This is a genomic window from Pseudomonas sp. Marseille-Q1929 (genome assembly GCF_017316265.1).
Lineage (GTDB): Bacteria > Pseudomonadota > Gammaproteobacteria > Pseudomonadales > Pseudomonadaceae > Aquipseudomonas.
The window spans coordinates 1-14,792 of the sequence record NZ_JAFLWU010000033.1 but is presented as its reverse complement, the minus strand read 5'-3'; the positions used below and the strand labels follow the sequence as shown (position 1 = coordinate 14,792).

The 14,792-nt window shown below is 62.2% G+C and carries 8 protein-coding genes; 2 read left to right on the top strand and 6 right to left on the bottom strand.

The features are described from left to right. Positions 1-29 precede the first annotated feature (29 nt). The 6 genes from J1G37_RS25180 to tpx all read right to left on the bottom strand — a co-directional run bounded on the left by J1G37_RS25180 (position 30) and on the right by tpx (position 12,096). A complete protein-coding gene (locus tag J1G37_RS25180; protein WP_207046101.1) occupies positions 30-2,126 on the bottom strand; it encodes an EAL domain-containing protein in 2,097 nt (698 codons plus the stop codon). A gap of 282 nt (positions 2,127-2,408) precedes the next feature. Next, positions 2,409-3,860, bottom strand: a complete 1,452-nt coding sequence (locus J1G37_RS25175; RefSeq protein ID WP_207046098.1) for an efflux transporter outer membrane subunit — start codon at positions 3,858-3,860, stop codon at positions 2,409-2,411. Then, the gene (locus tag J1G37_RS25170) at positions 3,857-6,964 is read right to left on the bottom strand and encodes an efflux RND transporter permease subunit (RefSeq protein WP_124529570.1); all 3,108 of its coding nucleotides are present in this window, start codon (positions 6,962-6,964) and stop codon (positions 3,857-3,859) included. Before J1G37_RS25170 ends, J1G37_RS25175 begins: the two co-directional genes overlap by 4 nt. Continuing rightward, a complete protein-coding gene (locus tag J1G37_RS25165; RefSeq protein WP_207046096.1) occupies positions 6,961-10,062 on the bottom strand; it encodes an MdtB/MuxB family multidrug efflux RND transporter permease subunit in 3,102 nt (1,033 codons plus the stop codon). The genes J1G37_RS25170 and J1G37_RS25165 overlap by 4 nt, the downstream gene beginning before the upstream one ends. Beyond that, the gene (locus J1G37_RS25160) at positions 10,059-11,363 is read right to left on the bottom strand and encodes an MdtA/MuxA family multidrug efflux RND transporter periplasmic adaptor subunit (protein WP_207046093.1); all 1,305 of its coding nucleotides are present in this window, start codon (positions 11,361-11,363) and stop codon (positions 10,059-10,061) included. Before J1G37_RS25160 ends, J1G37_RS25165 begins: the two co-directional genes overlap by 4 nt. Positions 11,364-11,595: 232 nt before the next feature. Next, a complete protein-coding gene (tpx, locus tag J1G37_RS25155) occupies positions 11,596-12,096 on the bottom strand; it encodes a thiol peroxidase (protein ID WP_207046091.1) in 501 nt (166 codons plus the stop codon). A 159-nt stretch (positions 12,097-12,255) separates the two neighbouring features. On the opposite strand from tpx, the gene J1G37_RS25150 reads away from it, so the two are divergent. Both J1G37_RS25150 and J1G37_RS25145 read left to right on the top strand, forming a co-directional pair. Further along, positions 12,256-13,545 (top strand): glycosyltransferase, encoded by a 1,290-nt coding sequence (locus J1G37_RS25150; protein ID WP_207046089.1) that lies wholly within the window; start codon positions 12,256-12,258, stop codon positions 13,543-13,545. Between the two features lie 72 nt (positions 13,546-13,617). After that, positions 13,618-14,523 carry an AraC family transcriptional regulator gene (locus J1G37_RS25145; RefSeq protein ID WP_207046087.1) on the top strand — a complete coding sequence of 302 codons (906 nt, stop codon included), beginning with the start codon at positions 13,618-13,620 and terminating at the stop codon, positions 14,521-14,523. Positions 14,524-14,792: the final 269 nt, after the last annotated feature.

The following is a 14,792-nucleotide window of genomic DNA, read 5'->3' as shown; positions in this document are numbered from 1 at the left end:
GTGTTTAAGGTTGGATCCAAGAATACCCGTCAGCCCAGGCTTCTGTCAGGCACCGCGAGTTCTTCGGCGCGTTGGATGTCGGCCATGAAACGCTCCGCCGGCAACGGGTGGCCGAGCAAGTAGCCCTGCAGGGAGTTGCAGCCCAGGCGTGTGAGGAAATTCTGCTGCACATCGGTCTCCACCCCTTCGGCGACGATGCGCAACCCAAGGGCGTGGCCGAGGGCAACGATGGCCGAGACGATGGCCGCATCGTCGCCGTCGTGCTCCAGGTCGCGGACGAAGCCACGGTCGATTTTCAACTCATTGGCCGGCAGGCGCTTGAGGTACATCAGGCTGGAATAACCGGTGCCGAAGTCATCGATAGACAGGTCGACGCCCATGTCCGATAGCTGCTGCAACACGGTCATGCTCGCATCGGCGTCGCTCATGGCGGTGGTTTCGGTGATTTCCAGGGTCAGGCTGTTGGCCGGCAACTGGTGGCGGTCGAGGGCCGAGGCCACGCTCTTGACCAGCCCGGCATGACAGAACTGCAACGCCGACAGGTTCACCGCGATGCGCCAGTCTTCATAACCCTGCGCATACCACAGGCGCATCTGGCGACAGGCTTCGTTGAGCACCCACTCGCCGATCGGAATGATCAGCCCGGTCTTTTCCGCCAGCTCGATAAATGTTGCCGGCAACAGCAAGCCTTGCTGCGGATGCTCCCAGCGCAACAGCGCTTCGGCGCCCACCGGGATACCGCTGACCGCATCGAACTTGGGTTGGTAATGCAGGCAGAACTGCTGTTGCTCGACGGCGTTGCGCAGGTCCTGCAACAGTTGCAGTTGTTTGCGCGCATTGGTGTTCATCGACACATCGAAGAAGCTGTAGCCGTTCTTGCCCATGCCCTTGGCGTGGTACATCGCGGCGTCGGCGTTCATCAGCAGTTCCTGGGGGTTGCCGCCGTTGCCGGGGTAGATCGCAATGCCCACGCTCGCAGAAATCTTCAGCTCATGTTCGGCCACCTTGAACGCGCGGTTGACCAGGCCCACCTGGCGCTCCGCGAGGCGCAGCGCATCGTCGGGCTGGGTCAGGCGCACCAGCAACACAAACTCATCACCGCCGATGCGCGCCAGGGTGTCCTGGCTGCGCAGGTCTTCCCGCAGGCGCAGGCCGACTTCACGCAGCAACTGGTCGCCCATGTGGTGGCCGAAGGCATCGTTGACCGGCTTGAACCCGTCGAGGTCGATAAACATCAGGGCAAAACAGCCGCCCTTCTCGTTGACCGCTTGCATGGCCTGCTGGATCCGGTCGGCGAGCAAGGTGCGGTTGGGCAGCCCGGTCAGGGTGTCGTGCAGGGCCAGGTGGGTCAGCTCCTGATTGGCCAGGCTCAGGGAATCCGCCAGCACCGCGGTGCGCGCCTCCAGGCGGGCGTCCAGTACCGAGGTGAGCAAGGCAATCACCAAGACCGCGAGGCTGGTGACCACCACCAGGTTGTCCAGGCCCTTGCCACTCAGGCCCGACAGCGCTGCGCCGCAGTAACTTTCGTCGGCAAATTGCGCGGCCGCCATGCCGGTGTAGTGCATGCCGACAATCGCCAGCCCCATCACCACCGCCGCACCACCGCGCATCAGGCGCACGTACGGAGTGTTGCGCCGCAGGTGGAACGCAATCCACAACGCCGCGCCAGAGGCCACCACCGCGATCAACAGCGACGCGCTGAACAGCGTGGGGTCGTAATCGATACCCGGGGTCATGCGCATCGCGGCCATGCCGGTGTAATGCATGCTGCTGATGCCCGCGCCCATGACCAGCGCGCCAAACGCCAACTGCCAGGCCGGCAAGCGCGGCTGGTTGACCAGCCATAACGCAAAACCGCAGGACAACACGGCGATCAGCAACGACAACGCGGTGATGCCGACATCAAAGCCCAGGGCAAACGGCAAGCGCAGCGCGAGCATGCCGATAAAGTGCATGGACCACACCCCCACGCCCATGGCCAAGGCCCCACCGCTCATCCAATAGAACACCGCGCGGCCCTTGGCCGTCGCAATGCGCCCGGCCAGGTCCAGCGCGGTGTAGGACGCGAGGATCGCAACGAACAGGGAGATCACGACCAGCGAGGGAGAATAACTACCGATAAGCATGGGGCTTCTCAAGACTGACGGGCCTGAAAAGCCCGTGCCAGGTGGCAAAGCGGGCGATTGTAGCGAGAAAGATTCTTGTACAGTTGATTAATTAGCGCATAGCCATCACTGCCTTTTTGACGCCAATCGGCTGACTCAAAAGCCCCTCAAATTAGGGACCTGTTTGAGTCCAAATGTGGGAGCTGGCTTGCCTGCGATAGCGGTTTATCAGTACCAGAGGTGTTGGCTGATGTACCGCTATCGCAGGCAAGCCAGCTCCCACATTTTGGTCCGTGTTTACAGTCAATCCTTTGCGTCGACGGCGGTCTTGCCATCCCAACCACCGCCCAACGCGGCAATCAGTTGCACACTCGCCACCAGACGTGTCTGCAACAAGGTCAACACCGTGCGTTCATTACTCAATGCGGTCGCCTGCACCTGCACCACATCCAGATAGGCAATCAGCCCGGCCTTGTACTGGTTCTGAGTCAGGCGCAACGATTCACGGGCAGCGTCCAGCGCTTCATTGCTGACCACGGCTTCGTCTTCCAGCACCTTGAGCTGGACCATGTAGTTTTCCACTTCGCGGAAACCATCCAGCACGGTCTGGCGGTACTTGGCCACGGTCTCGTCATAGCTGGCCACGGTGCGATCGACTTCGGCCGAGCGCTGGCCGCCGTCGAACAGGGTCATGGCGAGTTTCGGGCCAACCGACCAGAAGCGGTTCGGCAGGCTGATCCAGTCGGCGTAGGTGCTGCTGGAATAACCACCGGCCAGGCTCAGGCTCAGGTCCGGGTAGTAGGCAGCTTTTGCCACGCCGATATTGGCGTTGGCAGCGATCACCGAGCGTTCGGCCGAGGCGATGTCCGGGCGGCGTTCAAGCAGTTGCGACGGCAGGCTCACGGGGATCTGCGGCAGCGCCGGGATGTCGTTGCTCACGGCCAGCTTGAAGTTGGCCGGTGCCTCGCCGATCAACACGGCAATCGCGTTTTCCAGCTGGGCGCGCTGCCAGATCAGGTCGATCAGGCTGGCCTGGGTGGATTTGAGCTGGGTTTGCGCCTGGGCCACCGCATCCTTGCCGGAGACGCCAGCGCGGTATTGGTTTTCGGTCATTTGCAGCGAGCGCTGGTAGGTGTCCAGCGTGGCTTGCAGCAAGCGGGTCTGTTCATCCATCACCCGCAGTTGCAGGTAGTTTTGCACCAACTCCGACTGCTGGCTCAGGCGCATCGCCGCCAAGTCCGCGGAACTGGCTTGGGCCGTGGCGTCGTTGGCTTCCAGGCCTCGGCGCAACTTGCCCCAGACGTCCGCTTCCCAACTCACCCCCAATTGCGCGTTGAGGGTATCGCGGATGCCGCTGCTGGAACTGCTGAGGCTGGCGTTACTGCTGCCGGTGCCCTGGCTGGCACGGGTTTTCCCGGCGCTCAGGTCAACCGTGGGGTAAAACGCCCCCCGCGCACTACGCACCTGGGCCTGGGCCTGGCGAAAACGCGCCTCGGCCTGGGCCACGGTCTGGTTGGACGTGTTCAGGCGCAGCACCAGGTCGTTGAGCTGGCGGTCGCCGTACAACTCCCACCACGCGCCACGGGCCAGGGCGTCGCTTGGCGTGGCCTGGCGCCAACCCTGGGCTTCCTTGAACTGCACCGGCTCAACCACGTCCGGGCGCTGGTAATCCGGGCCAATGGCGCAGGCGCTGAGCAACAGGCCACACAGCACCGTCACCAACAGTTTCTGGCTTGTCTTAGGGAAATCGGTCATAGCGCAGTGTCCAGGGCAGCATCGGTACGCACGCCACGCCAGGCGTTGAAGCGATGGCGCGCGCGGTCGAGATAGAGGTAAACCACCGGGGTGGTGTAAAGGGTCAGGATCTGGCTGAACACCAGGCCGCCGATAATGGTCAGGCCCAGGGGCTGGCGCATTTCCGCGCCTTCGGCGGTGCCGAGCAACAGCGGCAGCGCACCGAGGATTGCCGCCAGGGTGGTCATCAGGATCGGCCGCAAGCGCAGCAGGCAGGCGCTGCGGATCGACTCCAGCGGGCTCATACCGTCATGGCGCTCCAGTTGCAGGGCAAGGTCGATCATCAGGATCGCGTTTTTCTTCACCACGCCAATCAGCAGGAACAAGCCCAACAGGGAGATAAGGCTGAACTCGCCCCCCAGCAGGTAGATCGACAGCAACGCGCCAACACCCGCCGACGGCAGGGTCGAGAGGATGGTCAGCGGGTGAATGTAGCTTTCATACAGAATGCCCAGCACCAGGTACACCGCCACCAACGCGCCAAGGATCATGAACGGCTGGCCCTTTTGCGTCGCGGCGAAGGCATCGGCGGTGCCGGCCATCTTGGCGATCACGTCTTCCGGCAAGCCGACCTTGGCAATCGCCCGCTCGATGGCGGCCGTGCCCTGCTCCACCGTGACCCCGGGCGCCATGTCGAAGGCAATGTTCTCCGAGGCGAACTGGCCCTCGTGGCTGACGCGGTCGTCCGCCAGGCTGTTCTCATAGTGGGCGATGGTCGACAACGGCACCCGTGCGCCAGTGGAGGTGATCACCTGCATCTGGTTCAGGGTGATTGGGTCCTGGGCGTACTTCGGGTTGACTTCCATCACCACCTGGTACTGGTTGAGGCTGTCGTAGATGGTAGAAATCTGCCGCTGGCTGTAGGCGTTGTTCAGCACCGCCGTGACCATCGCCATGTCGATGCCCAGGCGCTTGGCCTGGTCGCGGTCGACAATCAACGTGACCTGCGCCGCACCACGGCCTTCGCGGGCGTCGATAGCGGTCAGTTCCGGCAGCTCGCGCAGGGCGCTGACCACTTTCGGGTACCACAGGCGCAACGCGGCCAGATCACCGCTTTGCAGGATGTAGGAATACTGCGCGCTGCTCTGGTCGCGACTGCCACCAAATTGCAGGTCCTGGTCGGCCATCAGGAACAACCGCCCGCCCGGCACCAATGGAACGTCCTTGCGCAGGCGCTCGATCACCGCCTGGGCCGAGACCTTGCGCTCGCTGATGGGCTTGAGGCGCACCAGCATCACCGCGTTGTTGGTGCCGTTGCTGCCCCCGATAAAGCCGGCCACGCTCTGCACCGCCGGGTCCTTGAGCACGGCGATGCGGAAGGTCTCCATCTTCGGCTGCATCACATTGAACGACAGGCCGTCATCGCCGCGCACAAAGCCGATCAACTGACCGGTGTCCTGCTGCGGCATGAACGTCTTGGGCACCACCACGTACAGCGCGATGTTCACGCCCACGGTGATCAACAGGCTGAGCAGGGTCAGGCGGCGGTGACGCAGCACCCAGTCGAGGCTGGTGGCGTAGCTGGCGACCATGCGATCGTTGACCTTCTGGCTCCAGCGCTGCAAGCCGGTCATCTGGCCTTTGACATGGGGCTTGAGCCAGCGCGCGCAGAGCATCGGGGTCAAGGTCAGCGAGACGATCAGCGAGACGATGATTGCCGCCGACAAGGTGATGGAAAACTCGCGAAACAGGTTGGTGACGATCCCGCCCATAAACAGGATGGACAGGAACACCGCCACCAGCGACACGTTCATCGACAGCAAGGTAAAGCCGACTTCCTGGGCCCCCAGGTACGCCGCTTTCATCGGCGGCACGCCGTCGTCGATATGCCGGGAAATGTTCTCCAGCACCACGATGGCATCGTCCACCACCAGGCCGGTGGCGAGGATCAGTGCCATCAGCGAGAAGTTGTTCAGCGAGAACCCGAACAGGTACATCACCGCAAAGGTGCCCACCAGCGACACCGGCACCGCCAGCGTCGGAATCAGCGAGGCACGGAAGTTGCCGAGGAACAGGTACACCACCAGGATCACCAGGGCCACGGCAATCAGCAAGGTCATCTCGGCTTCATGCAGGGTTGCGGTGATAACAGGCGAGCGGTCCATGGCCAGGTTGAGCTTGACGCTGGACGGCAGCACCGCCTGCAACGCCGGGAGCTGGGCCTTGATCTGGCGGACGGTCTCGATGATGTTGGCGCCGGACTGGCGGTTTATCACCAGCAGCACGGCCGGTTCGTTGTTGAAGAAACCACTGTTGTAGCGGTCTTCCACGCCGTCGCTGATCTTCGCCACATCGCCCAGGCGCAGGGCCGCGCCGTTCTGGTAGCGGATCAGCAGCGGTTCGTAGTCCTTGGCCTTTTCCAGCTGGTCGTTGGCCTGGATCTGCCAGTTGCGCTCGCTGTCTTCCAGGGAGCCCTTGGGCCGGCGCTGGTTGGCATTGGCGATGGTGTTGCGCACATCGTCGAGGGCCACGCCGTACTGGTCGAGGGCCTTGGGTTCCAGTTCGATGCGCACCGCCGGCAAGGAGCTGCCGCCGATCTGCACTTCACCCACGCCGGGCACCTGGGACAGGCTTTGCGAGAGGATCGTCGAGGCCAAATCGTACAACTGGCCCTTCTGCAACACGTCGGAGGTCAGCGACAGCACCATGATCGGCGCCTGGGACGGGTTGATCTTCTTGTAGGTCGGCATGCTGCGCATACCGCTGGGCAGCAGGTTGCGCGAGGCATTGATGGCCGCCTGCACTTCCCGCGCGGCGCCGTTGATATCGCGGTCGGAGTCGAACGCGAGGATCACCCGCGTCGAGCCCTGGCTGGAGTTGCTGCTCATGGTAGTGATGCCGGCGATCGCGCCGAAAGAGCGCTCCAACGGCGTCGCCACGGTAGACGCCATCACCTCGGGGCTGGCACCGGGCAAGCTCGCCGAGACCACGATCACCGGAAAGTCGATCTGCGGCAACGGTGACACCGGCAGCAGGTTGAAACTCACGCCGCCCAGCAGCATGATCGCCAAGCTCAGCAGCATGGTGGCTACCGGCCGGCGAATAAACGGTCCGGACAGGTTCATGACTCAACCGGCTCCAGGCTTTGCGGCTCTTTGCGCCAGCGCCGACCGAGGCGGTCGAAATACAGGTAGATCACCGGCGTGGTGAACAGGGTCAACACCTGGCTCACCAGCAAGCCGCCGACCATCACCAGGCCCAGGGGTTGACGCAATTCCGCGCCCGAGCCGGTGGCCAGCATCAACGGCACCGCGCCAAACAGCGCGGCCAGCGTGGTCATCAGGATCGGTCGGAAGCGCAACAGTGCCGCCTGGTAGATCGCCGTTTGCGGGTCCAGACCCTGGTTGCGTTCCGCGTCGAGGGCGAAGTCGATCATCATGATCGCGTTCTTTTTCACGATACCGATCAGCAGAATGATGCCGATGATCGCGATCATGCCCAGGTCATTGCCGCTGAGCAGCAAGGCCAACAAGGCCCCCACCGCCGCCGATGGCAAGGTCGACAGGATGGTAATCGGGTGGATATAGCTCTCGTAGAGCACGCCGAGCACGATGTACATGGTCACCACCGCCGCCAGGATCAGCAGCAAGGTGCTCGACAGCGACGCTTCGAACGCCTGTGCCGCACCCTGGAACTGGGTCTGCACCCCCACCGGCATGCCGATGTCCTTCTGGGTCTGGTTGATCAGCTCCACGCCTTTGCCCAGCGCGACGCCGGGGGCCAGGTTGAACGACATCATCACCGCCGGGAACTGGCCGATATGGGCGATGGCGAGCTGCGCCTGACGCTGTTCGACCCGGGCCAGGCTGGACAGGCGCACCTGGCCGCCATCCGTGGTTTTCACGTGGATCTGGTTCAGCGCATCCGGGCCGAGGGTTTCGCCCGATTGCGCCTGCAACACCACGCGGTACTGGCTGGCCTGGGTGTAGATCGTGGAAATCTGCCGCTGGCCGAAGGCGTCGTACAGCGCGTCGGTGATGGTCGACACTGTCACGCCCAGGCGCGAGGCGGCATCGCGGTCGATTACCAGGAACACCTGCAAACCCTTGGCTTGCAGGTCGCTGGCAACGTCGGTGAGTTCCGGCAACTGGCTCAAGGCGTGTACCAGCTTGTCGCTCCACAGCGCCAACAGGTCGGCGTCTGGCGACGACATGCTGAACTGGTACTGGGTGCGGCTCACGCGGTCTTCAATGGTCAAATCCTGCACCGGCTGCATAAACAGGCGGATGCCCACCAGCTTGTCGATTTCCGGTTGCAGGCGGGTGATTACCTCGGCCGCGCTCAAGTCGCGCTGGCCGTGGGGCTTGAGGTTGATCAGCAAACGGCCGCTGTTGAGCGTGGCGTTGTCGCCATCCACACCGATATAGGACGACAGGCTTTGCACCGCCGGGTCGGCCAGAATGATCTTGGCCAGCTCCTGCTGGCGCTGGCTCATGGCCGCAAAGGAAATCGACTGCGGCGCTTCGGAAATGCCCTGGATCACGCCGGTGTCCTGCACCGGGAAGAAGCCCTTGGGCACCACAAGGTACAAGACCACCGTCAGGCCGAGAGTACCGATGGCCACCAACAGGGTCAGCGGCTGATGCTTGAGTACCCACTGCAACTTGCGTCCGTAGGCTTCGATCATCCAGTCGATCCAGGCACCGCTGGCCTTGTAGAAACGGCTTTGTTCTTCTTCCTTGGGCTCACGCTTGAGCAGGCGCGCGCACATCATCGGCGTCAGGGTCAGCGACACCACCAGGGAAATCAGGATCGCCACCGCCAGGGTGATGGCAAATTCGCGGAACAAGCGCCCCACCACGTCGGCCATGAACAGCAATGGAATCAATACGGCGATCAGCGACAGGGTCAGGGAAATCAGGGTGAAGCCAATCTGCTTGGCGCCCTTGAGCGCTGCCGCCAGCGGCGTCTCGCCTTCTTCGATATAGCGGGAGATGTTCTCCAGCATCACGATGGCATCGTCCACCACAAACCCGGTGGCGATGGTCAGGGCCATCAGCGTCAGGTTGTTGATGGAGAAACCAGCGAGGTACATCACGCCAAAGGTGCCCACCAACGACAGCGGCACCGCGATGGAGGGAATGATCGTCGCGCTGACCCGGCGCAGGAACAGGAAGGTCACCATCACCACCAGGGCAATGGCGATGAGCAATTCGTGTTGCACGTCGGTGACCGAGGCGCGGATGGTCTGGGTGCGGTCGGTGAGCACCAGCACGTCGAGGCCGGCGGGCAGGTTGTCGGTGATGCTCGGCAGCAACGCCTTGATGCGGTCCACCACCTCGATCACGTTGGCGCCCGGCTGGCGCTGGATATTCAGCAGCACGGCCTGGTTTTCATTGGCCCAGGCGGCGAGGCGCTCGTTTTCGGCGCCATCGACGATCTGTGCCACATCCTTAAGGCGCAGCGGTGCGCCGTTGTTGTAGGCCAGGATCAGTTCGGCGTATTGCTGCGGCGAGACCAGTTGGTCGTTGGCATCGAGCATCGACACGCGGGTCGGGCCGTCGAAGTTGCCCTTGGGCTGGTTGACGTTGGACGCGGCGATCAAGGTGCGCACATCCGACAGGTTCAAGCCATTGGCCGCCAGGGCCTCGGGGTTGACCTTGATACGCACGGCCTGGCGCTGGCCGCCCGCGATACTGACCATGCCGACGCCGCTGATCTGCGCGATTTTCTGCGCCATGCGCGTATCGACCAGGTCATTGAGCTTGGGCAGCAGCATGGTCTTGGACGTGACCGCAAGGGTCAGCACCGGGGTATCCGCCGGGTTGACCTTGTTGTACACCGGCGGCGCCGGCAGATCCTTGGGCAGCAGGTTGGTGGCAGCGTTGATCGCGGCCTGCACCTGTTGCTCGGCGACGTCCATATTCACGTCGAGATTGAAGCGCAGGGTCAGCACCGACGCGCCACCGGAACTGGTGGACGCCATCTGCGTAAGGCCGGGCATTTGCCCGAACTGGCGCTCCAGCGGTGCGGTGACGGCACTGGTCATCACGTCCGGGCTGGCGCCGGGGTACAGGGTCATCACCCGGATGGTCGGGTAGTCCACCTGGGGCAACGCCGACACTGGCAACAAGCGATACGAGATGATGCCGGCCAACACAATGGCAAGCATGCTCAGCGTGGTGGCGACCGGGCGAAGGATAAACAGCCGCGACAGATTCATGAACCGACCTTTTGCGCCTTGCCGGCGGTGGTGCCGGTCTCCCCTTTCGCCGCAGGCTTGCCTTGCAGGTGCTCGGTCGGGGTGGTCAACACTTCGGTGCTGTCGTTGACCACTTCGATCTCAGTGCCGTCCTTCAGGCGGTCGGTGCCTTCCAGCACCACGCGATCACCGGCCACCAGGCCTTCTTTGATCACGGTGTTGTCGCCGTCGGTGTCACCGATGACCAGGGGCTGGATCTTGACCTTCTTGTCGCCATCGAGCTTGTAGACAAACGTGCCGGTGTTGCCGAACTGGATCGCCGCAGACGGCGCCAGCACCACGTTGTGCAGGGTGTCGGCGAGCAGGTGCACGTTGACGAACTGGTTGGGGAACAGCGCCTGGTCCTTGTTATCGAAGCGCCCTTTGAATTTCAGGGTGCCGGTGGTCACGTCGATCTGGTTGTCCAGGCTTTGCAGCACACCAACGGCCTGTTTTTTCACGTCGCCACGGTCCCAGGCTTCCACGGGCAGCTTGTTGCCGGCGTGGTAGCGGGTGAGCACGGTGTCCAGGGTGTTTTCCGGCAGGGTGAAGACCACATTGATTGGCTGGGTCTGGGTGATCACGGCGATAAACGTGGTGTCGTTCGCCGCCACCAGGTTGCCCACGTCCACCTGGCGCAAGCCGACACGGCCACCGATGGGCGCGCGGATCTTGGTGAATTCCAGGTTGAGCTTGGCGTCATCCACCGCGCCCTGGTTGGTCTTGACCGTGCCCTGGTATTGCAAGACCAGCGCTTCGGCGGTGTCCAGGGTCTGCTTGGCAATGCTGTCCTGGGCATACAGGCCGCGATAACGCTCGACATCCACCTGGGCGTTCTTCAACTGCGCCTGGTTCTGCAGCAGCGTGCCCTGGGCCTGGAGCAAGGCGTTCTGGTAGCTGCGCGGGTCGATCTCGGCCAGCAGGTCGCCAGCCTTGACCATCTGCCCTTCTTCAAAGGCGATCTTCACCAATTCACCGCCCACCCGGCTGCGCACATTGATGGTGTTGAGCGCGGTCACTGTCCCCAGCGCCTTGTAGTACACCGGAAACTCGCCGAGCACCGCCGGGGCCACGCGCACCGGCACCGGGCCAGCAGCACCACCGAAGCCCGGGCGCATCATCCCCGACTTGCCGGCACGCCCGGCCGGCGCCTGGGCGGCGGCGTCCTTGTGGCTGGCGGGCCAGAATTTCCAGCACAGGCCGGCGATAACCAGCAGCACAAGCAGGCCAAACAGCCAGCGGCGGGACTTACGGGGGGACGATTGCATGGATTGATCAACCATTGGGCGCGAGAGCTTCTTCTTTGGGAGGCTGAAAGATAAGCACTGGAGCGCGTTTAGAGAAGCGCCTTTACCGGCTATTTACCTTGGGCTTACAACTTTTAACTTCTGACCTTAGTCCATTGGCTAATTCAGCTAAGCGTTTGACCCTTAAATGAAAACGGCCTGGACTAGGCCAGGCCGCAATCATGTAGCACGCGTGTTACTGTCAGACGACAGTCATGCGCCGATACAGTTACTTCAAAACAGCCAGGGCTGCTTCGTAGTTTGGCTCGTTGCCGATTTCGGCGACCAGCTCGCTGTGCAGCACGTTGTTGTTTTCGTCCAGCACAACAACCGCGCGGGCGGTCAGGCTGCGCAGCGGGCCATCAACGATGTTCACGCCGTAGTCTTCAGAGAACGCAGCGCTGCGGAAATCCGACAGGTTCTTCACGTTTTCCAGGCCTTCGGAGCCGCAGAAGCGGGCTTGGGCAAATGGCAGGTCCGAGGAAATGCACAGTACAACGGTGTTGGCCACATCATTGGCCTGGGCGTTGAACTTGCGCACCGAGGTGGCGCAGGTCGGGGTATCGACGCTTGGGAAGATGTTCAGCACTTTGCGCTTGCCGGCGAAAGTGGCCAGGGTGGCGTCCGATAGATCGCCGGCAGTCAGGGTGAAATCAGCGGCTTGGGTGCCGACTTGTGGCAGTTCGCCTTCAACCTGGACAGGGTTACCACGGAGAGTGACTTGAGCCATGAACGGAATCCTTTTGCTGTGTTGGGTTAAACGAATTCGAGAGGCGGAAGTTAACCACAAAGCGCGATGACTACCTACCGCCAGACACAAATTGTCATGCGACGTGGTTGTGGTTTAATTGCGCGCTTTTCGCCCCCTCCTTCAAGGAAACCGTTGTTGATGAATCAGCCTGCCACCAAAGTCCTGGTCATTGGTTATGTCTGGCCGGAACCCCGTTCCTCGGCCGCGGGCGGGCATATGATGCAAATACTCGAGACGTTTCTTACGCAAGGCTGGGACATTACCTTCAGCAGTCCCGCCGCGCTTGGCGAACACAAGGCCGACTTGCAAGCCCTCGGCATCGCCGAATGCGCCATCGAACTCAATAACAGCAGCTTCGATGACTTTATCCGCGAGCTGGCCCCGGATATCGTGCTGTTCGACCGTTTCATGATGGAAGAACAGTTCGGCTGGCGCGTCGAAAAGCACTGCCCCGATGCCCTGCGCGTCCTGGAAACCAGCGACCTGCAAAGCCTGCGCGACGCGCGCCAGCAGCGCCTGAAACAGCACCTCAAGGCCCACCCCGACAGCGAAGACTTCAGCGCGCTTTTCGCCCCGGCCCTGAAAGAAGAATTCGAGCTGATGGCCGACACCGACATCGCCAAGCGCGAGATCGCGGCGATTTACCGCTGTGATATCAGCCTGATGATTTCCGACGTGGAAATCCGCCTGCTCACCGAACAATTCAAGGTGCCCGCCGCCCTGCTCCACTGGTGCCCGCTGATGCTGGAGGTGCCCACCGCGCCCTTCACCCCGTTTGAGGACCGCGCGCACTTCCTCAGCATCGGCAATTTCCGCCACGCGCCCAACTGGGATGCGGTGCTGTGGATGAAAAACAGCCTGTGGCCGCTGATCCGCCAGCAACTGCCGGGCGCCCAGCTGCACATTTACGGCTCCTACACGCCGCCCAAGGCCACTGCGCTGCACAATCCGGCGCAGGGGTTTCATGTGATGAATTGGGCCGAGGATGCGTTGCAGGTCATGAGTGCCGCGCGCATTTGCCTGGCACCGTTGCGCTTTGGCGCCGGGATCAAGGGCAAGCTCGCGGATGGCATGCTCTGCGGCACGCCGAACATCACCACGCCGATCGGTGCCGAAGCCATGGGCGATGAGCAACCGTGGCCGGGTGCCATTGAGCAGAGCGTAGAGGCGCTGGCTACCGCCGCCGTGGCGCTGTATCAGGACCGCGAGCGCTGGACCGAAGCCCAGGAACAGGGCCGCCATTTGCTCGCGCGGCGCTACGACGTCGCCCTCCACGCCCCGGCGCTGGTGGCGTGCCTTGAGCAATGCCGGCAAAACCTCGCCGCCCATCGCCGGGACAACTTCACCGGCAGCATGCTGCGCCACCACGCCCATAAAAGTACGCAGTACATGTCCCAGTGGATCGAGGCAAAAAACCGCGCTGTATAAACATCGGCGCTGGCAGCCTTACACGCATAGGGGCATTATTCGGGTCGCAACCAACAATAAAGCGACGCCAGCATGACCCGAGCAGCGCGCATCACCGACCCTTCCTACGAGCTGATGGACGATCACAACGGTCTGTCCATCATCTATCGCCAACACGGCTTCCCCTGCCCGCTGGTGCGCTGGCATTTCCACAAGGAATACGAGCTGCACCTGATCGTCGCCAGCTCCGGCAAGGTGTTTATCGGCGACTATATCGGCAACTTCTACCCGGAAAGTCTGTTCCTCACCGGCCCCAACCTGCCCCACAACTGGATCAGCCAAGTAGAAGAAGACGAGGTGGTGCCCAAACGCGACATGCTGGTGAACTTCACCGATGAACTGTTTGAGAGCGGCAGCCATATCTTCGCCGAACTGAAAAGCCTGGCGCCGCTGCTGGAGCGCGCGCAGTACGGCATCGAATTCCGCTGTAAAAAGACCATCGCCCAAGCCATGACCTTGATGCAACGCATCGAGGACGCCCAGGGCATGGCGCGCCTGGGGCACTTCTTTATCCTGCTGGAAGTGTTGAGCGCGTGTGAGAACTACCAGTTGCTGTCGGGCGCGACGACGCCACAGTTGGCCGATGAGCACAGCATCGACCGCACCAACCGCGCGGTGGACTACATCTTTGCCCACTACGCGCGGGAATTGTCGCTGGAGGAAGTGGCGGAATACCTGGGAATGAAGCCGACGTATTTTTCACGGGTGTTTAAACAGGCCACCGGGCGCACGTTTATCGAGTTCGTCAACCGCTTGCGTATCAGCAAGTCATGCGAGTTGCTGGCTGATGGTGATAAAGCGGTGACGGATGTGTGCTTCGAGTCCGGTTTCAACAACATCTCCAACTTCAACCGGCGCTTCCAGCAGCTCAAAGGTATGACACCGTCCCACTACCGACGATTAGTGGTACAACGCCTGACCGAACAAAACATTGGCTGAACGCATCTGCAGCAACACTTGACCCGCCGTTTAAAGCCGCCCCCTTTCGTCGGCACTGTCAATTCTCACAGCTAGACGCCCCCCCCTCGCGAGTGTCTGATTTCCTTGCCACCGCGCGCCGCAGTTCTGACGCGTTCCCATTTGCGAGGAGCGTATTGTTATGTCCCGTCGACCCCAAGAACCGAATAACCACGAACACCACCACGACCACTGCGAACCCAATCCCGACGGCGAATACTTGCCCAAGACAGTATCCGGCCCGCCCAAGC

Bases quoted from the DNA above. Each gene is read 5' to 3' on its own strand.
- J1G37_RS25175 (WP_207046098.1), bottom strand. From the start codon at position 3,860: ATGACCGATTTCCCTAAGACAAGCCAGAAACTGTTGGTGACGGTGCTG.
- J1G37_RS25150 (WP_207046089.1), top strand. From the start codon at position 12,256: ATGAATCAGCCTGCCACCAAAGTCCTGGTCATTGGTTATGTCTGGCCG.
- J1G37_RS25180 (WP_207046101.1), bottom strand. From the start codon at position 2,126: ATGCTTATCGGTAGTTATTCTCCCTCGCTGGTCGTGATCTCCCTGTTC.
- J1G37_RS25165 (WP_207046096.1), bottom strand. From the start codon at position 10,062: ATGAATCTGTCGCGGCTGTTTATCCTTCGCCCGGTCGCCACCACGCTG.
- J1G37_RS25170 (WP_124529570.1), bottom strand. From the start codon at position 6,964: ATGAACCTGTCCGGACCGTTTATTCGCCGGCCGGTAGCCACCATGCTG.
- tpx (WP_207046091.1), bottom strand. From the start codon at position 12,096: ATGGCTCAAGTCACTCTCCGTGGTAACCCTGTCCAGGTTGAAGGCGAA.
- J1G37_RS25160 (WP_207046093.1), bottom strand. From the start codon at position 11,363: ATGGTTGATCAATCCATGCAATCGTCCCCCCGTAAGTCCCGCCGCTGG.
- J1G37_RS25145 (WP_207046087.1), top strand. From the start codon at position 13,618: ATGACCCGAGCAGCGCGCATCACCGACCCTTCCTACGAGCTGATGGAC.